Raw genomic sequence first — 18,747 nt, forward strand, 5'->3', positions numbered from 1 at the left:
CAGGAACTTGGTGAAGTTCCACTTGATGCGGCCGCCCAAGAGACCTTTCTGCTGGGACTTCAGCCACTGGTAGAGCGGGTGAGCGTCAGGGCCGTTGACGGTGACCTTCTCGAACATCGGAAACGTCACCTGGTAGTTGACGTGGCAGAACTGGTCGATCTCCGCGCTGGTGCCCGGCTCCTGGTCGCCGAACTCGTTGGATGGGAACCCCAGCACTGTGAAGCCGCGATCCCGGTACGTCGAGTAGAGCTCTTGGAGTCCTTCGTACTGCGGGGTGAACCCGCACTGGGAGGCGGTGTTGACGATCAGGACGACGTCGCCGTCGAATTCGGAAAGCGCCGTGTCCTCACCCTGGAGCGTCCGGGCGGTGAAGTCTCCCAGTGCAGTCATCTTGGGTCGTCCTCGGGTTCTGGACCGCTCCCGGGGTTTGGGTCGTCGTCGGGATCTCGGTTGTCGCCGGGGTTTGGGTCATCCTCGGGATCTGAGTAGCCCTCGGAGTCCTGGTCGACGTCGTCGGAATCCTCCTCGGATCCTTTCCCGGATGAGGTGGAGGCGCCGATGGCGACTCCGATGGTGATGCCCATCCCCATGCCGAGGGCGAGGTTGTCGAACAGCATGCCGTAGGCGGTGCCGAGCGCGACACCGATGCCGATTCACATCCCCAGCGACCTGTCCATGGGGCCAGCCTACGGGCTGAGTCTCATCCAGTCAGCGCTGAAATGAGTTTCACCTGAACTGTCGATCTGGTGAATGTCCCTACGTCATCATGGTGTCGGGCCGTCCGGTTCGGCACCATCCCCCGGGGATCACCGGCCCGCGCCGGTCACCAACCGGGGACAACCAAGGGAGAGATCATGAAATACGCACTGCTGCTGATGGGGCACACCAACGATCCCGCATGCGGTGAAGACGGCGGAGCCGACCCGGAGGAGTTCTTCGCCTTCGACAAAGAGATCACCGAGGCAGGCGTGGTCGTCGCCTCCTTCGCGCTCGAGGATCCCGAACAGGGAGCGCGGGTGGGCAGCGACGACGACGCACAGCGCGTGGTCACCACCGGTCCCTTCGCCGAGGTGCAGGAGTTCGTGGGCGGGGCCTACATCATTGACGTGGCGAATATGGACGAGGCCCTCGAGTGGGCCCGCCGCAGTCCCGCCTCAGCACCCGGTGGGCATGTAGAGGTGCGACCAGTCGCACCCTACTGAGCCGAGGAAGAGGACCCCGTGTCAGAGGCTCAGGCGCGCGGAGCCGGGGAGGCTGCACTCTCCGGCTCCGCAGCCGTGCCCAGCGCTTCAGCCAGGCCCAGAACTGCTGCCGCGGCGCTGGCAAACATCGATCGCGGTGATCAGGCGGCGATCATCGCGCGGTTGGCCCGGCGCTTCTCCGACCTGGATATTGCCGAAGACGCCATGCAGGAGGCGTATGCGGAGGCGCTGCGCACCTGGGACCGCACCGGGGTTCCCCGCGTGCCTGCGGCCTGGTTGAGCACCGCGGCCTCCCGCAAGGCTCTCGACGCCGTCCGCAGACGCGCGGCCCTGGACCGGGCGCTGCCGCGGCTGCGACTGCAGCAGGCCGCCGAACCCAGCGCCGAATGGGCCGCAGATCCGGCAGACCTGGTGGGGGAGTCGGAGGATCCCAGAGTGCCCGACGATCGGTTGGGTCTCTTCTTCGCCTGCGCCCATCCCGAACTCCGCGCCGAGGATCGTCTGGCGCTGACCCTGAGATTTGTGGCTGGGCTGAGCACCAGTGAAGTCGCCCATGCCCTGATGGTTTCAGTGCCGACTATGCAGCAGCGCATTGTGCGAGCCAAGAAGCGGATACGCGCCCTGGGCATCCGGTTCGAGCCCCCGCAGCGGCCGCACATCGCCGAAAGGCTGGGGGCCGTCCAACGGGTCATCTACCTGATCTATGCCGAAGGATTCGCGCGCACCGCCGGCTCGGCACACATCCGGGATGATCTCACCGGCGAAGCGCTGCGCCTCGGCCGGATCCTGCACCAGCTGCTGCCCGGATCAGCGGAGACAACCGGACTGCTGGCGCTGCTGCTGCTCACCGAAGCGCGCCGCGCAGCACGGCTGGATGCCGACCACCGGCCGGTGCCGCTCTCCGATCAGGATCGGCGGCTCTGGGACGCAGAACTGATCGCCGAGGGCACAGCCCCGGCCGAGTCCGCGGCAGCCTCCCCCAGAGCAGGCAGCTACGCAGTCCAGGCCGCGATCGCCGCGGTGCACGCGGAGGCGCCGACCTCCGAAGACACTGACTGGCCGCAGATCGCGGTGCTCTACCGACTTCTGGAGGGCTACCAGCCGGGGCCGGTGGTGCGGCTGGGGCGCGCTGTGGCGGAAGGCCGGGCCCACGGTCCCCGCCGCGGCTTGGCCCATCTGGATGAGCTGGCAGCCGATCCCGCCCTAGACCGCTACCGCCCCTTCCATGTAGCCCGCGCCGTCACCCTCGAAGAGCTGGAGGACTACCCAGCTGCCGCCGCCGCGTACCGCCGGGCGCTGGCCCTGCCGGGCAATGAGGCGGAGGCGGACTACCTCACGGCTGCCCTGTCCGATCTGGACGCCGGCGCCGCGGCAGGTGGAGCCCCAGGGCGGCGACGGCGATCAGGGTGATACCGGTGATCGCCAGCGGCAGCGAGAACGCGGAGCTGGCCGCACCGATGGCCGGGCTGAGCCCGATCGAGACAGTGCGCATTGTCCAGCTGATCCAGGTCACACCGCTGTGGGCGGGAAGCCCCGGCACTGCATCAGCGCGGGCGAAGGCGATCGGAACCGTGACTGCACACCCCAGGCCGGCCAGCGCCAGGCCCGCCAGTGTCAGCATCATCTCTGGTGCCCACGCCGCAGAGAGCAGCCCGACGACGACCGCGGACAGGCTGAGCAGCAGTGCGCCGCGATCACCGAGCCGGTCGATCACTCGGTCCCCGAGCAGCCGCCCGATGAACTGAGCGCCCAGCAGCACAGTGAGTCCGATGCCTGCGGAGGCCGCCGGCATTCCCCGCTCCCCGGCCAGCAGCACTGCGGACCAGTTGTTGCCGATGTCCTCCACTGAGAAGCCGGCCAGCGCCACGAACGCCACGGGGATCAGGATGAGGGCGGCACGCCGCCCGGGAGTGCGGACAGTGCCTGATGCAGTCAGCCCCGCCGTGCCGGACTCGGACGGCTCCGGGAGGAAGCCTCGGCCCGCTGTCCACATGGCTGCCGTGCACACCGCCGCCCAGATCAGCATGTGGTACTCCAGCGGAACGCCCGCCACAGCGGCTGCCGTTCCGGCCGCTCCGCCGACTGCGGCGCCCACGCTCCAGCCTGCGTGCATGGAGTTCAGCAGAGAGCGCCCATAGACCTGCTGCACCCGAATGCCCTGAGAGTTCTGGGCGACGTCCACCACGGCGTCCCCGCCGCCGGCCAGTAGCAGGCCAGTCAGCACCAGCAGCGAGCTTCCCGCGGCTGCGCCGGCGGCAGCCAGTGACAGGGCTGCCCCCATCCACACGGTGCCCCAGGCCGCGGCGCGCCGGACCCCCAGCCACCGGGAGATCACGCCCGGAAGGTGCACCGCCAGGCACCCGCCTGCGGCATAGCCCGCCACCAGAAGACCGAAGACCGCGGAGCCGACGTCGAGCGCCTCCTTCACCTCCGCATAACGGGCCAGCAGGGACGCCGGCAGCGCGCCATTGGTGGCGAAAGCAAGCGTGGCAGCCAGCCGGGCGCGGCGCGGAAGGGAGGGGGCGTGCATGCAGGTAAGTCTTTCGCGTGAGCTGGGCCCGCGCAAAAGTACCGCCCGCCCCCCCCGGTGCGGGTCCCGGGTCTGTGGGGAGTACTCTTCACCTCATGAGCCAGCAGAAAATCGTCAGTGCCCAGGGCATCATCCACGCGCCGGCGGCGAAGGTCTTCGACCTCATCGCCGACCCCGCGCGGCAGCCGGAGTGGGACGGCAACGCCAATCTCAGCTCCGCCGAGCTCGGTCAGCGGGTCCGCACCGTCGGGGAGGTCTTCACCATGGAGCTCACCAATGATCAGGTGCGGCAGAACCACGTGGTGGAGTTCGAGCAGAACCGACTCATCGCCTGGAAACCCTCGGCCGTGGGGCAGCCGCAGCCGGGGCACCTGTGGCGCTGGGAGCTGGAAGAGGACGACGACGGCCACACCGTGGTCACTCATACCTACGATTGGAGCGAGTTGGACGACCCGCAGCGGCTGAAGCGGGCCCAGGCCACCTCGGAGCAGATGCTGGAGGCCTCTATCGCCAGGCTGCGGGAGCTGGCCGAAGACCGCTGACGCTTCTGCCGGCCCGAGTTCCCAGCGGGCTGCACGACGGTCCGGACCATGCGCTGGGCGATGAGCGCCCGAGTGTCCAGCGGCCACGGCCCGCACCCGATCAGCCACACTGAAGGGATGGACACGCAGATGACATCAACGGATTTCGTGATGGTGCAGACCACCACTGATTCAGCGGAGGAGGCTGAGCGGCTGGCTTCTGCCGTCGTCGAGCAGCAGCTGGGGGCGTGTGTGCAGGTCAGCGAGATCCGCAGCGTCTACCGGTGGCAGGGGCAGACCCACCAGGACCCGGAGTACCTGCTGAGCATCAAGACGACGTCGGCCGCCGTCGCGGGTCTGTTCCGGCTGCTGCGTCAGCAGCACAGCTATGAGGAGCCGGAGATGGTGGTGCTGCCGATCATCGACGGCAGCACCGGATACCTGCAGTGGGTTGCTGAAAGCATCAACTCCAATCCTTGAGACTCCACCGTGCGGAGAGTAGCGTGACCCACCCGTAGTCCCTAAATGGGGCGCGAGGACAATGTGTCGCAGAGGAGGTTCGGTATGTCATCTGTGACTCAGATGATTCAGACCCATCCCGGCCGCAAGGAGGAATTGGAAAGGCAGCTGACCGAGACGCTCGAGGCCGCCAGCGCATGTGCGCAGGTCTGCCGCATCTGTGCGGATGCCTGCCTCGGGGAGCAGAGTGTCGACCATCTTCGGACATGTATCCGTACAGACCTCGACTGCGCGGACATCTGTGCCGCCACTGCGGCGGTCCTCAGCCGCCAGGCAGGCAGCAGCCCCACCCTGGTGCAGGCGGTGCTGGAAGCCTGCCGGACCGCCTGCAGCGCCTGCGCCGCCGAATGTGAGCAGCATGCCGAGATGCACGAGCACTGCCGCATCTGCGCCGAGGCCTGCCGCCGATGTGAGCAGGCCTGCACGGATCTGCTCGCCGCCCTGACCTGAGGGTCTGCCGCGGGCGGCACGCCGCAGGGGGGTATCTGCCCGTCGCCGGGCGGGTGCCCACGCCGTCCGCGGTATCTCCGTCAGCTGGGAGAGTTCTGAGGCGCTGCCGTTGCCGCGGACCGTGCCCTGCTGCTGCCCCCAGAGGCTGCGATGAACTCCTGGGCCCGCTGGCGCGGCGCGCGGGTGGCCAGGCTGACCCCCACGAACAGCGCAGTCGCCACCAGAAGGCCCCAGACACCGCTGCCCTGGCCGAGCAGCCGGGTGCCGGTGTACTCCAGCACCAGCACCAGGGATCCGGCCACCACCACCGAGGAGATGACCCCCGCGGCAGTGCCGCCGCGCCAGAAGAAGGCGCCGACGATCGGCGGCACCATCACCAGCAGTCCCGCTGAGGCGGAGACTGAGAGCACCGCGATGAGGTCCAGCTGCAGGTGGGCGAACCCATAGGCCAGCAGCGCGATCACCGGCAGCACCAGTTTGCCCAGCATCAGCTGGCGGGATTCGGTGCGCTGGGGTGCTGCGCCGGCGTCGTTCGGCGTCTCGGAGGGCGCCGGGCTGGTCTGGTGATGCTGGTCCGCGTCGGCGCCGCGTCGGCGGGCGCGGCTCAGCGGCAGGTAGACGTCGCGGGTCACCATGGAGGAGAGCGTGAGCATGATCGAGTCGATGGTGGACACGCATGCGGCCAGAATTCCGATCATCACAATGATCGCCAGGGGAGCGGGCACCAGATCCGAGCCCAGCAGCGTGGGTGTGGCCATATCGCTGGATGCCAGGTCCGGGAACTCCAGACGTGCGGCGAAACCCCAGAGCACTGCCACCACGGTGTAGATGAACCCGAAGATCAGGAAGCCGATGAGCATCCGCCGCAGGTCCTTCAGGGAGTTCGGCGTGAACAGCCGCTGGCTGACCTGCGGATTGGAGATGGAGAAGAAGATCCATGGCAGGGTCAGCGCCAGGAAGGTGCTGAAGGTGAAATAGCCCTCTCCGGGTACGCTCAGTGCGCCGGGCTGCTCAGCCAGGCCGTCGAAGAATCCGGAGACGCCGCCGAGCTGCCAGATCACCACAATGACCACCAGTGTGGCGCTGAGCATCATCACCACTGACTGCAGCGAGTCGGTCCACGCCACCGAGCGCAGCCCCGCCACCAGCGCGAAAATCAGCGCCAGCACCACTGCCAGCACGGTGCCTTCGGTGAAGCCGACGGCGCCGTCGGTCATTCCGCTGAGCAGATAGCCCACCCCAGCCAGCTGCACTGCGGCATACGGGATCAGGAAGATGCAGCTGGCCAGCGCGGTGACAGCCCCTGCGGTGCGGCTGGCGTAGCGGTGGCCGATCATCTCTGTCGGCGTGACGAATCCGAATGCCTTCCCGACCCGCCAGAAACGCGGACCGAACACCAGCACCAGGGTCACGCCGCACAGGTAGAGCAGCTCGAATCCGAGGGCCCCCACCCCGCCTGCATAAGTCAGCCCGGCCAGCCCGATCATCATGAAGGCGCTGTAGGTGGTGGCGCTGTAGCTCATCGCTGAGACGAATCCGCCCATGCGCCGCCCGCCGAGGAAGTAGTCCGCCATGGAGGTGGACCTTCCCGCCCGTGACATCACCGCCGCGATCAGCGCCAGTACCACGTAGATGGACACACCAGTCCAGATCCAGCCTGTCGTCATCGTCGCTCAGTCCTCCCACCGGCGGGACAGGACCACATTGATCCCGATCACCACCATCGTGGCCACCGCCCAGAACGTGAGGCTGCCGTACCAGGCATCTACGTTCCGCAGCAGCGTGAACGGCACAACGAACATCAGGACCATGATGAGCGGCACGGTGGCCAGCAGCCACGGCGCGGACCGGTGGGGCGAGTGAGTCTGGTGCATTGGGACAGGATACGGCAGATCAGCGGTGCGGCGGCGCCCAGGCGGCCAGCTCCTCACCGGTCAGCACCTCCCCGGGATGGGGGCCGGCGGCCCAGATCTGGCCCAGCTGCTGTTCGCTGAAGCCGGACCCGGGACGGGCGGCGTACACCAGATTCCCCTCCTCACGTGCGGCGATCACCCCATCGGGGGCGCTGAGCAGTCCGCACTGCGGCCCGCCCAGGGACTCGATCATGGTGCGGGCGACTCGGCGTGCAAAGTCCATCCCGGCGTCGTCGCCGAAATTCACCAGCACCAGCCCGCCTGCCGCGGCGGCCTGCCGCACCGCGGTGAAGAACCCCGTGGAGGTCAGCGACTCGGGAGCCTGAGCGGAGTTGTACAGATCGACGACGACGACGTCGAACTCCCGGGCGGCCAGCGGCCCGTGGAAGACCTCGGCGGCATCGGCGGTCAGCACCTCCGGAGGAGGCTGCATCGGTGCGGCGCTGAGCACGAACTCGACCAGCTCCGGCTCGTAGTCCACCACGGTCTGGACAGTGGTCGGCCAGCGGTGCTGAACCCAGCGCGGAAGGGTCAGGGCTCCGGCTCCCAGGTGCAGCAGGGTGCGCGGATGTCCGCCGGGGAAGTCACCACAGGTGGCGGTGAGCACCGAGCGCATCCGGCGCAGGTAGTCGTGCAGCAGGAAGCTGGGGTCGTCCAGCTCCACGTGGGACTGTTCAGCACCGCCGACAGTGAGCACCATTCCGGAGTCGGTGAGGGTGTCCGGGCGCAGCTCGGCCAGCTGCCCGGAGCGACTGAGCCGCACAGATCGTGGGGAGAAGCTCGCCATGGGGCCATTCTGCCGCGCTGCCTCGGTTCGGGCATACCGAGGGGTCGTGGCTTGCGCGGACTCGGCGGGGCGGCAGGCGCAGCGGCGGAGGCACCAGTCGTGGCTTGCGCGAACTCGCCCAGCGCAGCGGCGGCGGTCGACGCACTGCGGCCCCGGCTCTGAGCAGAACCGGGGCCGCAGCGGCAGAGGGGAGGCGGTCCCTCAGGAGCCGGTGGTGAGCCGGCGCGCCTGGGGGTAGCGGATCTCCTCGACCATCTCCTGCACGTGCTCGCTGGGCGGACGCGTGAGGTTGGAGACCACAATCGTCACCACGAAGTTCACCACTGCGCCGATGGCGCCGATGCCCTCGGGGGAGACGTTGAAGATGTGGTCGTTGGCGCTGGTGCCGAAGACCTCCAGCGTGTAGATCATGTACCCGCCGGTGAAGATCAGACCGGTGAGCATGCCGGCCGCTGCTCCAGTGGCGTTGGCCTTCTTCCAGAAGACCCCCAGGATGAGGATCGGGAAGAAGGTCGAGGCCGCCAGGCCGAAGGCGAATGCGACCACCTGAGCCACGAAGGCCGGTGGGTTCAGGCCGGCGAAGATCGCCACGATCACCGCACCGGTCATCGCCAGGCGGCCCACCAGCATCTGCGTCTTCTCCGAGGCGCGCTCCTTGGAGATCATCCGGTAGTAGATGTCATGGGAGGCGGCCGAGGAGATCACCAGCAGCAGACCGGCCGCAGTGGACAGCGCGGCGGCCATACCGCCGGCGGCCATCAGACCGATGATCGGCGCCGGCAGGCCGGAGATCTCCGGGCTGGCCAGCACCAGAATGTCGTTGGAGACGATCAGGTCGGCACCGGAGTCTGCGCTGTTGGACACCGTGTCGATCGAGCCGTCCCCTGCACTGACCGTCACATAGCCGGCGTCGGACCACGGCTGGATCCATGCCGGCAGGTTATCGGCTGTGGCCTCCTGGGCGCCGCGCAGCAGGTTCAGGTTGGTGAAGGCGCCCACTGCCGGGGCGGTCAGGTACAGCAGGGAGATGAAGAACAGCGCCCAGAACGCCGAGAACCGTGCTCCGCGCACCGTCTTGGTGGTGTAGAACCGGATGATCACATGCGGCAGACCCGCGGTGCCCAGCATCAGGGACAGCGTCACCAGGAACACGTCCAGCTGACCGCCGGCGCGACCGGCGAACGCTTCGATGAACTCATGCAGGCCGAACTCCACCCGCAGGGCGTCCAGCTCGGAGAGGATGGTGCCGTAGGTGACCTGCGGAATCGGGAAGCCGCCGATCGCCTGGGAGACCGCCACCGCCGGGATCAGGTAGGCGATGATCAGCACAATGTACTGGGCCACCTGGGTGTAGGTGATGCCCTTCATGCCGCCGAGCACCGCGTAGAAGAAGATCACCACGGCGGCCACCACCACGGCCCACTCGGCCGACAGGCCCAGGAACCGGGCGAAGACCACGCCGCCGCCGGTCATCTGGCCCACCACATAGGTGAAGGAGATGACGATGGCGCACACCGCGGCGACCACACGGACGGTGTCGCTGTACCGGTCGCCGACGAACTCCGGAACGGTGAACTTGCCCCATTTGCGCAGGTAGGGGGCCAGCAGCAGGGCCAGCAGCACATAGCCGCCGGTCCAGCCCATCAGGTAGACCGAGCCGTCCGAGCCCAGGAAGGCGATCATGCCGGCCATGCCGATGAAGCTGGCCGCGGACATCCAGTCCGCCGCCACCGCGGCACCATTGGCGACTGCAGGCACGCCCTGGGAGGCGACGTAGAACTCTTTGGTCTCCTTCACCCGCGAACGCCAGGCGATGAAGATGTAGATCCCGAAGGTCAGGATCAGGAAGAAGAAGGTCCAGAACTGCATCGAGGTCATGCCCGCTCACCGTCCCCATTGCGCTCGGAGACCCCGAACTCATCGTCGATACGGTCCATCCACAGGGCGTAGACCAGAATGAGGATCACAAAGGTGTAGATCGCCCCCTGCTGGCCGAACCACAGACCCAGCGGGAAGCCGAGGATCACAATGTTGTTCAGCGGCTCAATGAACAGCACGCCGGCGCCCAGTGAGACCGCGGCCCAGATGGCCAGCAGAATCACCAGCAACCGCACATTCTTCTTCCAGTACCGCTGCCGCCAGCTGAGATCCTCGCCCGGAGGTCCGCTGGACGGACTCTCATGCGTCACATCGGACATCGGAGACTCCTCCTCTTCAGTGATCGGACATGCTGCATCCGCGCCGACGGGCACGAATGCCTACCCCTACCCAATATGTGATGCAGTTCACAGACAAGCGCAACCTGCCGGACGGCGGGTCTGTCTTTGTCAGCGGCGCTGCTCGCCCGTCGAACGGCGCCGCCAGCCCCCGCCCACCGCTCGCAAGCTTCAGACTGCCGCTCGCAGCGCGCATTCGACCATTCGTCAACGATCACCCCATCCGCTTCGGCTGTGATGCGGCTCACTCGGTAGGATGCAGGTCATCACCGATGTCCACCACGCGAGGCAGATGACCATGACGACGACGGCGAAGCGCACGTCCACCCCCGAGGTCACCGACCGCGGGATCGCCGGCATTGCCGCTCGGCTGCGCGAAGGAAGCAGGCGCGGCTTCGGCGTCTTCCACCCCGGCAGCTGGAGCATGCTGATCGGCGGGATGATGATGATCGTCTCCGCCTTCCTGCCCTGGGTCTATGTGATGGTCGTCCAGGAGATCATGGGCGAGCCCTTCGCCCTGCGCGGCACCGACGGCCCCGGAGTCATCACCCTGTCCGTGGGCTGCCTGGCCTTCGCCGGGGCGTTTATCCCCAAACGGAAGCTGGCCATCGCGCATGCGGCGGTGCCGGGCCTGGTGGTCGGTGCGATCGCCGCACTGCAGGTGTGGAACATCCTCGCCGCCTCCGCCCAGACCCAATGGGGATCCTTCATGCCCGGTATGGGCCTGGTGCTGGCCGCCGGCGGCGCTGTAGTGCTGATGCGCGCCGCCTGGACGATGCACAAGCAGGGGCGGCCCGCCCCGGCAGCCGGTGCATAGACTCAATGCATGCGCTTCGAGGGCGAGACCAGCTCACCTGAGGTCCAGGACACCCCCGCAGAGGTCGACGCCGCGTTCCGCACGCTGCGCCGCATCGCAGTGACCTACTTCATCGTGTTCCTGCTGGTGCTGGCAGCCTTCCCAGTGCTCACTATGGCGCTGGACTGGTGGACCGAAGCACGGGTCATCCGCAACCTCAGCCCCGCGTTCCTGACCGCCGGCGTCGGGCTCTATGCAGTCTTCGCCGTCATCGGCATTGCCGCGGCCACCCTGAGCTCCTCGGTGGAGGCGCGCATGCTCGGCCAGCAGCAGAACCTGGGTCAGCAGCCGGATGCGGAGCAGACATGACCACCACCGCGATCGTGACCCTGGCGGCGGTGCTGGTCATTGTGCTCGGCGTCAGTCTCATCACCCGGCCGCGGCACTCCTCCACGGTGGACTTCTACCTGGCCGGACAGCGCGTGGGCGTGGTCACCAACTCCTGGGCCATCTGCGGAGACTACCTCTCGGCGGCCTCCTTCCTGGGGGTGGCCGCCGCGGTCTACGTCTCCGGGCTCGACGGCGCCTGGTACGCGGTGGGCTTCGCCGCCGGGTTTGTGCCGGTGCTGCTGCTGGTGGCCGCGCCGCTGCGCCGCTTCGGAGAGTTCTCACTGGCCGACTTCCTGGCCCGGAGGCTGAACTCTGACACGGTCCGGATCTCCTCGGTGGCGGTGGTCCAGCTGGTGATCCTCTGCTACCTGGTGCCGCAGTCGGTGGGCGGCGGCATCACCTGGGAGCTGCTGGTCGGCCACGGCATCGGCGGACTGAGTGCCTACTCCACCGGGGTGCTGCTCTCCACGGCGGTGATCGCCGTCGTCGTGGCCTTCGGCGGGATGCGCGGCACCACCTGGAACCAGGCGGTGCAGTTTCTGCTGCTGTTCCTTGCCCTGGTGTGGCTGGCTGTGGTGGTCACCTCCGACGGGTTCCGCTACGGCGAGGCGGTGGAGGCGCTGAGCAGCCAGCCGCTGGCGAATCCGGAGCTGGTCGATGAGGATGCAGGTCAATGGGCGCTGAGCCAGGAGACCAACTACATCCAGCCGGACCAGCCTGCAGTCTTCGGTGAGGCCGGCACCCGCTACGGGCATCTGGGCCAGGTGGCGCTGGTGGTGACCCTAGCCATGGGCACCGCTGGGCTGCCCCATGTGATGAACCGCTACTTCACCTCTCCCACCGGACGGGCGGCCCGCACCACCACCGTGTGGGTGCTGGTGCTCATCGGCGTCTTCTACGCACTGGCGGTGATGCTGGGCACCGCAGCCCGGGAGGTGATCCCGCGCGCGCAGCAGGACCACCCGTGGCTGGCCGAATACACCGTGGACGGCGTGCTGCGCATCCCCGAACACGCCCTGCCGGTGCTGGGCAGGATCTACGGAGACGAGGCCGGCCTGGGCCTAGTGACCGCCGCCGCCCTGATCGCGGCCATGTCCACTGTGGCCGGCCTGCTTCTGGCCTCCGCCGCCACCTGGGGCCACGACGTCTACGAACGCCATATCAACCCCCGGGCCACCCAGCGTCAGGCGGTATGGGCAGGCCGGCTGACCACCCTGATAGCCGCCGGAACTGCCGCCGGACTGGCGATCGCCCTGCGCCCCGACGCTTTCACCCCAGCCATGCCCTCCCTTGTGGCCACCATGGTGACCTGGGCCTTCGCCGTGGCCGGCTCGGCACTGACTCCGGTGGTGGTGCTGGCCATCTGGTGGCGGCGCACCACAGCTGCCGGTGCCGTGGCCGGAATGCTCACCGGCGGAGTGCTGGCGGTGGCGATGTTCCTCACCGCCAGCTTCCTGCAGCCCTCGGCGCTGCGCGAGCTGCTGGCCGCCCCCACCCTGGTGGTCGCCCCTGCGGCAGTGCTGATCACGGTGCTCGTCTCGCTGCGCACCCGCGCCCCGGCCGATGCGGACACTTCCTGGGTGATCATGCACGGCACCGCCGCAGACCGGCACACCGAGCGGCTGGCGGCCCTCACAGTGGAGGAGAGGAGACGACGTCGTGCGCGGTAGTGCCGTTCTGGCCGCAGCGGTGCTGGTGATCTGGACCCTGGTCTATGTGATCACCCAGCTGCTGGTGGCCCCGCCGCTGCCGGTGCTTCCCACCTTGGGCATCGGAGTGCTGCTGAGCATCGCGGTGGTGCTGGGCTACCCCTCCGCGCTGCGCGGGCCCCGCGGGGCGATCCGCCTGGGCGGCCGGGCCCGGCGCGGGGCGCGCAGCCTGTCGGCACGAACTGAGCAGCGCGGGGAGTCCGGGGTCGGGGAGCTGGCCGGACGCTCGGTGCCGCTGCGGCAGGGGCTGACCGCTGATGCCGCCCGCCGCACCTGTGAGCTGCTGCGCCCGATGCTCTCCGGGGACGCGGTCTGCATCACTGATACCGAGGATATCCTCGCCTATGTGGGCCCCGGCTCGGACCACCACCGCTACGGCGGGCAGACGTACACCTCGGCGGCGCCGCGGGCCATCGCCAAAGGCAGAACCCAGGTGGTGCTCGACCGGGCCGGGGTGGGCTGCCGCGAACCCAGCTGCGAACTCACCAGTGCCGTCGTCGCGCCCCTGCGGATCGGATCCCGGGTAGTCGGAACCCTGGGCGTCTATCAGGCCCAGCGGAAGGTCCCGCCCAAACGTCTGGTGGAGGACATGGCCAATATGCTCTCCCTGCACCTGGAGCTGGCCGACCTGGACCGCGAGCGGCGGCTGGCCACCCACGCGCGGCTGGACGCGCTGCGCGCCCAGATCAACCCGCATTTCCTGTTCAACATCCTCAACACCATCGCCTCCAAGGCGCGCACCCGGCCGGAGGAGGCTCGCGAGCTGCTGCTCCGGCTCTCCGAGTTCTTCCGCTACGCGGTGCGGCAGGAGGGCCACTTCGCCGAGTTCGCGCAGGAGTACTTCTTTGTGCGCACCTACCTCTCCCTGGAGCAGGCCCGATTCGAGGAGCGGCTGCAGGTCCGCTACGACATCGACCCCCAGGTGCTGACCTCCCGGGTGCCGGTGCTGACCATTCAGCCGCTGGTGGAGAACGCCGTCAAGCACGGCATCGCCGCTAAGCCCGAGGGCGGCACGGTGCGGCTGAAGGCCCGGGTGGATCCGCTGGCCAGAACCACCACCATCCGAGTCTCCGACGACGGCGTAGGCATCGACCCGGAGACCCTGGAGCGGCTCAGCGCCCGCAATGGGATCACCGGCAGCACCGATGCAGTGCTGACCGGTCCCGATCATGCTGGGGTGGGGCTGCAGAACATCTCCGAGCGGCTGGACTCGCTGTTCGGGGACCGCTACAACCTCTCCATCTCCCGGCCGAAGTCCGGAGGCACCGTGGTGGAGCTGACAGTCCCGCTGCGCTGATCGGCCGGGCGAGTCTCCGTCGTGCTCCCGCGCGTGCGGGCTGGTCCGTCCCAGCAACCCCACCTCGGTCCCCACGCGCGGCGCACTGGATCGCCGGACCATCTGCCGAACTGAGGCTGAACGTCTGCTGGTTCTACACTGGCACTATGTCCCGTCCGCCGCGCGCCCTGATCGTCGACGACGAAGCCCCCGCTCGCCAGGAGCTGCGCTATCTGCTGGAGGAGGCCGCAGCCGCGGAAGGAGCAGAACCGGTGCAGGTGGTGGGGGAGGCCACCAATGGGGAGGAGGCCCTGGTGCTGCTGGACTCTCTGGACTATGACCTGGTGTTCCTCGACATCCGCATGCCGGGGCTGACCGGGCTGCAGGTCGCCGAGCAGCTGCGCGGCAAGCCCCATGCGCCTCAGGTCATCTTCACCACCGCCTATTCAGACCATGCAGTGGAGGCATTTGACCTCGCCGCAGTGGACTATCTGGTCAAACCCTTCGACGCCGCCAGGCTCCAGCGGGCCGTGGAGCGGGCGCTGGCGGCCGGAGCTGGCCGGGATGAGGCGCCGGCCCGTGCCGGGGATTCCACGCGGGATCCGGCACCGGCTGAGCAGGAGACCGACCGGCTGGTCCGCATCCCGGTGCAGAAGGACGGCCGCACCGTGCTGGTGGAGGGGGACGCCATCGTCTACGCTGCCGCCGCCCGCGGATACTCCTCGCTGAAGCTGGCCAATGAGAAGGTCCTGGTGTCGTTCTCGCTCTCGGAGCTGGAGCGCCGGCTGAAGGGCCACTTCTTCCGGGTGCACCGCTCCTACCTGGTCAATCTCCGCTATGTGCGTGAGCTGGTGCCGGACTTCCGAGGCACCATGGTTCTGGTGATGAATGACAGGCAGCGCAGCCGCGTGGAGGTCTCCCGGCGGCACGCCCGCGAGCTCCGCCGGCGCCTGGGGCTGTGATCGGCTGCCGGCTGTCCGGGCGCCTGCCTCGGCTGGTCTGCGGCGCGGATCTCCGCAGCCTGCCGCAGGTGCGGAATGAACTGAAGCCCTGCTGAGTTCAGCACCAGTGGAAACCTGATGGTTATCTGGAACACACTGAGAGGACCCACCTACACATGACCGCAGTACCCAGCGTGACGCTCAACGACGGAACTTCTATCCCGCAGCTCGGATTCGGCGTGTGGCAGGTCCCGGCCGACCAGGCCGAATCTGTGGTGGCCCAGGCACTGGAGACCGGCTACCGGCACATTGACACCGCCGCGATCTACGGCAATGAGGAAGGCGTCGGCGCCGCCATCGCCTCCTCCGGCATTGCCCGCGAGGATCTGTACGTGACCACCAAGCTGTGGGTCAGTGACTTCAAGGCTGGCCGCACCAAGGAGGCGCTGGCTGAGTCGCTGCAGAAGCTGCGGCTGGACTATGTGGATCTCTACCTCATCCACTGGCCCTCACCGGAGGATGAGAAGTACCTTCAGGCCTGGGCTGCCATGGAGGAGCTGCAGTCTGAAGGACTCACTCGCAGCATCGGAGTCTCCAACTTCCTGCCCGAGCACCTCGACCGCGTGGCCCAGACCGGTTCGGTGACTCCGGCGGTGAACCAGGTGGAGATCCACCCGGCCCTGCAGCAGCGTGATATCCAGCAGGCCAACTCCAAGTATGGGATCGCCACACAGGCCTGGAGCCCGCTGGCTCAGGGCGCAGTCTTCGGAGATGAGCCCATCGTCGCCGCGGCGGAGGCCCACGGAGTGACGCCGGCTCAGGTGGTGATCCGCTGGCACCTGCAGCGCGGGCGGATTCTGTTCCCCAAGTCGGTGACTCCGGACCGCATCCGCGAAAACTTCGACGTCTTCGGCTTCGAGCTGACCGAGGCCGAGCTGGACGCCATCGACGGCTTGGAGCGCGACGAGCGCACCGGGATGCATCCGGCCACCTTCAACCCGCGCTGAGGACCAAGGCTGAGGACCAGCGCTGAGCCTCGCGCGCTGCCCTGACCGGTCCTGAGGGCCAGGGCTCAGCCGCCCCGCGGGGCTCCTGCCCGGTGCTGGTCCGCCCCCTGCCGCATCACGTGTCAGAAAGTCCATAACTCCAACCTCTGAAGGCCCAGTTCTGGACTTTCTGACACGTAACGTCCTGGACGGTGCCCAGGCCGGGGTGCGTGGGGTTGGCAGCCGCGGGACAGCAGAAGGCCCCGCCCGGACAGTCCGGGCGGGGCCTTCTGCGTCAGTGGAGCCAGAGGCTACTTCGCGTCGTCGTCGGGGTCCACTGTGGGGATGGTCCCGGTGGCGACAGTTTCTTCGAAGTACTCTTCAGCCTCCTGCTCCCAGCCCAGGTAGGACTCGGAGTACTCAGGAGTCTCGAAGACCTCGTCGGCACGGATCGGATCCCGGTACGCGGCGTCGCGGTCCCAGCCGAGCACGCCGGTGACCGAGTCCACGTGGGTGGCGTGGGCCGGAATGTCCTGGATGGCCAGCACCAGATCCTTGTTGGCCTTGCCATCTTCCTCCGGCTGGCCGGCGCCGGTTCCGGCCGGCAGGCCCGAAAGCGTCGCCGAAGTCCCGCCGAACATGCCGCGCAGTGTCTTGGTCTGCTCGTTGAGCATCTGCAGCAGAGTCCGCTGCACCGCCGGCCCCTCGTCGGTGCCGGCATGCTCACGTGCGGCATCCACCATGGCCGCCTTGGTGGCGTGACGGCGCACCCGCACGTAGCGGGACATGGTCCGGCCCTCATAGAGGTAGAGCTGGATCTGCGAGATGACCGCAAGCACCATCACAATCGAGAACGGCGCCGCGGAGGCGATGGCGGCCACCTGCAGCACCCGCAGCGAGGAGGACGGATCATCGCCGGCGGCCAGGAGTGCGATGGCAGCCAGGGCGATCAGCGCGGTCCAGAACACACGGGTCAGCTTCGGAGTCTCGGTGCGTCCGCCGTAGGCAAGCACGTCGGTGACCAGGGAGCCGGAGTCCCCGGAGGTGATGAAGAAGATGGTGATCACAGCGATCGCCACCACGGCGGTCAGCGAGGCCAGCGGCAGGTTCTCCAGCAGCTGGAACAGCGAGGCCTCGGTGCCCACGGTCGTCCCGCCCTCGCCGTCGTCGATGAGCATATTGCCCTCGGTCAGCTGGTAGTAGATGCCGGAGGAGCCGAAGATGGAGAACCAGATGATGCCCACCGCGGTGGGTGCCAGCAGCACGCCGAGCACGAACTCACGGATAGTTCGGCCGCGGGAGATCCGGCCGATGAACATGCCCACAAAGGGTGCCCAGCTCATCCACCAGCCCCAGTAGTAGATGGTCCAGTCGGCGGACCAGGCGCCGCCCAGGAATCCGCTGGACTCGTTGCCCGCGCCGGCGGCATAGTCTGCGCCGGTTTCGAACATCAGCTGCGGGAACGCCAGGGCGTATTCGCCGATGTTGCTGATCAGCGACTGCAGCAGGAACAGAGTGGGGCCGGCGCACAGCACGAACAGTGCCATCACAGCCGCAACGATCATGTTGATGTTGGACAGCCACTTCAGGCCCTTGTGCACACCGGTGACCACAGAGATGGTGGCAACCAGCATGATGACGATCACCAGTCCGGTCAGCAGCAACGAGCTGCTCGGGTCCTCGACCCACTCCATGAAGCCCAGGCCGGCGGCGATCTGCTGGGTGCCGATGCCCAGGGAGCTCACCACGCCGAAGACGGTGCCGACGATGGCGAGTGTGTCGATGACATGTCCGACCCAGGATTCGATAAGGCGGCGGCCGAAGATCGGCTCAAGCAGCCAGCGGACCGAAAGCGGACGGCCGCGGCGGAAGGTCATGTAGGCCAGACCCAGGCCGATCACCACGTACATGGCCCAGGCGTGCAGACCCCAATGGAACAGGGACAGGCCCATGGTCTCGCTGGCGATGGTCGATTCGGTGCCGGCGATCACGTTGCCGTCAGCGTCGACGCCGGCCTCTCCGGTGATCTCCGGGGGAGCGATCATGTGCCACAGCGGCTCGGCCACGCCCCAGAACACCAGACCGATGCCCATGCCGGCGGCGAAGAGCATGCAGAACCAGGCGCCCAGGGAGAACTCCGGCTGCTCGTCGTCGCGTCCGAGGCGGATATTGCCCGCCTTGGAGACTCCGGCCCAGAGAGCGAAGATCACAAATCCGGTTCCGATGAGGACGTACCACCAGCCGATGGTGTCGACGATGGCGGTGTTCAGCGACTCGAACGCCTCCGCCCCGTGGGCGCTTCCCCACCAGGTGGCGAAGCCCAGGGCACCGAGAATAATCAGGACTGAGGGGATGAACACCCACATATTCAGTCCGCGCACGACGTCCGTCAGAGACCAGTCGCGCAATCGTTCCACCTCTGGCTGCGAGGCCATGAGATTCCTCCTCAAGCGAGTTCTGTATCTATTTACCGGCCTACTCTATCCAAAATCCGTTACACTACACCTTCAT

Annotated in this window: 20 protein-coding genes; 11 read left to right on the forward strand and 9 right to left on the reverse strand. The window is 67.7% G+C overall.

Annotated features, from left to right (window positions below):
• On the reverse strand, nt 1–390 hold a 390-nt coding region (locus Q1K09_RS11395), incomplete at its 3' end, for a glutathione peroxidase (RefSeq protein WP_300345549.1).
• The gene (locus Q1K09_RS11400) at nt 387–617 is read right to left on the reverse strand and encodes a hypothetical protein (protein ID WP_300345550.1); all 231 of its coding nucleotides are present in this window, start codon (nt 615–617) and stop codon (nt 387–389) included. The genes Q1K09_RS11395 and Q1K09_RS11400, both read right to left, overlap by 4 nt.
• 237 nt (nt 618–854) lie before the next feature.
• Between Q1K09_RS11400 and Q1K09_RS11405 the strand changes: the two genes are divergently transcribed.
• Both Q1K09_RS11405 and Q1K09_RS11410 read left to right on the forward strand, forming a co-directional pair.
• Nucleotides 855–1,202 carry a YciI family protein gene (locus Q1K09_RS11405; protein WP_300345551.1) on the forward strand — a complete coding sequence of 116 codons (348 nt, stop codon included), beginning with the start codon at nt 855–857 and terminating at the stop codon, nt 1,200–1,202.
• 18 nt (nt 1,203–1,220) lie between these two features.
• Nucleotides 1,221–2,612, forward strand: coding sequence for a sigma-70 family RNA polymerase sigma factor (locus Q1K09_RS11410; protein ID WP_300345552.1), 1,392 nt, complete (start codon nt 1,221–1,223; stop codon nt 2,610–2,612).
• On the opposite strand, the gene Q1K09_RS11415 is transcribed toward Q1K09_RS11410, so the two are convergent.
• Nucleotides 2,536–3,732 (reverse strand): MFS transporter, encoded by a 1,197-nt coding sequence (locus Q1K09_RS11415; protein WP_300345553.1) that lies wholly within the window; start codon nt 3,730–3,732, stop codon nt 2,536–2,538. The genes Q1K09_RS11410 and Q1K09_RS11415 overlap by 77 nt on opposite strands.
• A 95-nt stretch (nt 3,733–3,827) precedes the next feature.
• Between Q1K09_RS11415 and Q1K09_RS11420 the strand changes: the two genes are divergently transcribed.
• The 3 genes from Q1K09_RS11420 (at nt 3,828) to Q1K09_RS11430 (ending at nt 5,222) form a co-directional block, all read left to right on the forward strand.
• Nucleotides 3,828–4,274 carry an SRPBCC family protein gene (locus tag Q1K09_RS11420; protein WP_300345554.1) on the forward strand — a complete coding sequence of 149 codons (447 nt, stop codon included), beginning with the start codon at nt 3,828–3,830 and terminating at the stop codon, nt 4,272–4,274.
• Between the two features lie 129 nt (nt 4,275–4,403).
• Nucleotides 4,404–4,733: a divalent-cation tolerance protein CutA gene (gene cutA / locus Q1K09_RS11425; RefSeq protein WP_300345555.1), complete on the forward strand. Its 330-nt coding sequence runs from the start codon at nt 4,404–4,406 to the stop codon at nt 4,731–4,733.
• Nucleotides 4,734–4,817: 84 nt separating this feature from the next.
• The gene (locus Q1K09_RS11430; RefSeq protein ID WP_300345556.1) at nt 4,818–5,222 is read left to right on the forward strand and encodes a four-helix bundle copper-binding protein; all 405 of its coding nucleotides are present in this window, start codon (nt 4,818–4,820) and stop codon (nt 5,220–5,222) included.
• 80 nt (nt 5,223–5,302) lie between these two features.
• Here the strand turns inward: Q1K09_RS11430 and Q1K09_RS11435 are convergent, their stop codons facing one another.
• The 5 genes from Q1K09_RS11435 to Q1K09_RS11455 all read right to left on the reverse strand — a co-directional run bounded on the left by Q1K09_RS11435 (nt 5,303) and on the right by Q1K09_RS11455 (nt 10,120).
• Nucleotides 5,303–6,889, reverse strand: coding sequence for a sodium:solute symporter (locus tag Q1K09_RS11435; RefSeq protein WP_300345557.1), 1,587 nt, complete (start codon nt 6,887–6,889; stop codon nt 5,303–5,305).
• A gap of 6 nt (nt 6,890–6,895) precedes the next feature.
• Complete coding sequence (locus Q1K09_RS11440; protein ID WP_300345558.1) at nt 6,896–7,096, reverse strand: hypothetical protein; 201 nt, start codon at nt 7,094–7,096, stop codon at nt 6,896–6,898.
• A gap of 19 nt (nt 7,097–7,115) precedes the next feature.
• Nucleotides 7,116–7,922 (reverse strand): spermidine synthase, encoded by an 807-nt coding sequence (locus Q1K09_RS11445; protein WP_300345559.1) that lies wholly within the window; start codon nt 7,920–7,922, stop codon nt 7,116–7,118.
• A 201-nt stretch (nt 7,923–8,123) separates the two neighbouring features.
• Nucleotides 8,124–9,800 (reverse strand): sodium:solute symporter family protein, encoded by a 1,677-nt coding sequence (locus Q1K09_RS11450; protein ID WP_300345560.1) that lies wholly within the window; start codon nt 9,798–9,800, stop codon nt 8,124–8,126.
• Nucleotides 9,797–10,120 (reverse strand): DUF4212 domain-containing protein, encoded by a 324-nt coding sequence (locus Q1K09_RS11455; protein WP_300345561.1) that lies wholly within the window; start codon nt 10,118–10,120, stop codon nt 9,797–9,799. The genes Q1K09_RS11450 and Q1K09_RS11455 overlap by 4 nt, the downstream gene beginning before the upstream one ends.
• A 274-nt stretch (nt 10,121–10,394) precedes the next feature.
• On the opposite strand from Q1K09_RS11455, the gene Q1K09_RS11460 reads away from it, so the two are divergent.
• From Q1K09_RS11460 to Q1K09_RS11485, 6 genes are all read left to right on the forward strand, one after another.
• Nucleotides 10,395–10,955, forward strand: coding sequence for a hypothetical protein (locus Q1K09_RS11460; RefSeq protein ID WP_300345562.1), 561 nt, complete (start codon nt 10,395–10,397; stop codon nt 10,953–10,955).
• Nucleotides 10,956–10,964: 9 nt separating this feature from the next.
• The gene (locus Q1K09_RS11465) at nt 10,965–11,303 is read left to right on the forward strand and encodes a hypothetical protein (RefSeq protein WP_300345563.1); all 339 of its coding nucleotides are present in this window, start codon (nt 10,965–10,967) and stop codon (nt 11,301–11,303) included.
• Nucleotides 11,300–12,994, forward strand: a complete 1,695-nt coding sequence (locus Q1K09_RS11470; RefSeq protein WP_300345564.1) for a cation acetate symporter — start codon at nt 11,300–11,302, stop codon at nt 12,992–12,994. Before Q1K09_RS11465 ends, Q1K09_RS11470 begins: the two co-directional genes overlap by 4 nt.
• Nucleotides 12,984–14,330 carry a histidine kinase gene (locus Q1K09_RS11475; protein ID WP_300345565.1) on the forward strand — a complete coding sequence of 449 codons (1,347 nt, stop codon included), beginning with the start codon at nt 12,984–12,986 and terminating at the stop codon, nt 14,328–14,330. The genes Q1K09_RS11470 and Q1K09_RS11475 overlap by 11 nt, the downstream gene beginning before the upstream one ends.
• A 146-nt stretch (nt 14,331–14,476) precedes the next feature.
• A complete protein-coding gene (locus Q1K09_RS11480) occupies nt 14,477–15,271 on the forward strand; it encodes a LytTR family DNA-binding domain-containing protein (RefSeq protein WP_300345566.1) in 795 nt (264 codons plus the stop codon).
• A 155-nt stretch (nt 15,272–15,426) separates the two neighbouring features.
• Nucleotides 15,427–16,257, forward strand: a complete 831-nt coding sequence (locus Q1K09_RS11485; RefSeq protein ID WP_300345567.1) for an aldo/keto reductase — start codon at nt 15,427–15,429, stop codon at nt 16,255–16,257.
• A 290-nt stretch (nt 16,258–16,547) separates the two neighbouring features.
• Here the strand turns inward: Q1K09_RS11485 and Q1K09_RS11490 are convergent, their stop codons facing one another.
• Nucleotides 16,548–18,671 carry a BCCT family transporter gene (locus tag Q1K09_RS11490; RefSeq protein ID WP_300345568.1) on the reverse strand — a complete coding sequence of 708 codons (2,124 nt, stop codon included), beginning with the start codon at nt 18,669–18,671 and terminating at the stop codon, nt 16,548–16,550.
• Nucleotides 18,672–18,747: the final 76 nt, after the last annotated feature.

Origin of the sequence: Nesterenkonia sp. (assembly GCF_029265375.1) — a bacterium.
Taxonomy (GTDB): domain Bacteria; phylum Actinomycetota; class Actinomycetes; order Actinomycetales; family Micrococcaceae; genus Nesterenkonia.

Excerpts from the sequence above, each read along its gene's own strand:
- Q1K09_RS11460 (WP_300345562.1), top strand. The coding sequence starts at position 10,395 with ATGCAGGTCATCACCGATGTCCACCACGCGAGGCAGATGACCATGACG.
- Q1K09_RS11420 (WP_300345554.1), top strand. The coding sequence starts at position 3,828 with ATGAGCCAGCAGAAAATCGTCAGTGCCCAGGGCATCATCCACGCGCCG.
- Q1K09_RS11470 (WP_300345564.1), top strand. The coding sequence starts at position 11,300 with ATGACCACCACCGCGATCGTGACCCTGGCGGCGGTGCTGGTCATTGTG.
- cutA (WP_300345555.1), top strand. The coding sequence starts at position 4,404 with ATGACATCAACGGATTTCGTGATGGTGCAGACCACCACTGATTCAGCG.
- Q1K09_RS11415 (WP_300345553.1), bottom strand. The coding sequence starts at position 3,732 with ATGCACGCCCCCTCCCTTCCGCGCCGCGCCCGGCTGGCTGCCACGCTT.
- Q1K09_RS11450 (WP_300345560.1), bottom strand. The coding sequence starts at position 9,800 with ATGACCTCGATGCAGTTCTGGACCTTCTTCTTCCTGATCCTGACCTTC.
- Q1K09_RS11465 (WP_300345563.1), top strand. The coding sequence starts at position 10,965 with ATGCGCTTCGAGGGCGAGACCAGCTCACCTGAGGTCCAGGACACCCCC.
- Q1K09_RS11405 (WP_300345551.1), top strand. The coding sequence starts at position 855 with ATGAAATACGCACTGCTGCTGATGGGGCACACCAACGATCCCGCATGC.
- Q1K09_RS11485 (WP_300345567.1), top strand. The coding sequence starts at position 15,427 with ATGACCGCAGTACCCAGCGTGACGCTCAACGACGGAACTTCTATCCCG.
- Q1K09_RS11480 (WP_300345566.1), top strand. The coding sequence starts at position 14,477 with ATGTCCCGTCCGCCGCGCGCCCTGATCGTCGACGACGAAGCCCCCGCT.
- Q1K09_RS11445 (WP_300345559.1), bottom strand. The coding sequence starts at position 7,922 with ATGGCGAGCTTCTCCCCACGATCTGTGCGGCTCAGTCGCTCCGGGCAG.
- Q1K09_RS11455 (WP_300345561.1), bottom strand. The coding sequence starts at position 10,120 with ATGTCCGATGTGACGCATGAGAGTCCGTCCAGCGGACCTCCGGGCGAG.
- Q1K09_RS11440 (WP_300345558.1), bottom strand. The coding sequence starts at position 7,096 with ATGCACCAGACTCACTCGCCCCACCGGTCCGCGCCGTGGCTGCTGGCC.
- Q1K09_RS11430 (WP_300345556.1), top strand. The coding sequence starts at position 4,818 with ATGTCATCTGTGACTCAGATGATTCAGACCCATCCCGGCCGCAAGGAG.
- Q1K09_RS11435 (WP_300345557.1), bottom strand. The coding sequence starts at position 6,889 with ATGACGACAGGCTGGATCTGGACTGGTGTGTCCATCTACGTGGTACTG.
- Q1K09_RS11400 (WP_300345550.1), bottom strand. The coding sequence starts at position 617 with ATGCTGTTCGACAACCTCGCCCTCGGCATGGGGATGGGCATCACCATC.
- Q1K09_RS11490 (WP_300345568.1), bottom strand. The coding sequence starts at position 18,671 with ATGGCCTCGCAGCCAGAGGTGGAACGATTGCGCGACTGGTCTCTGACG.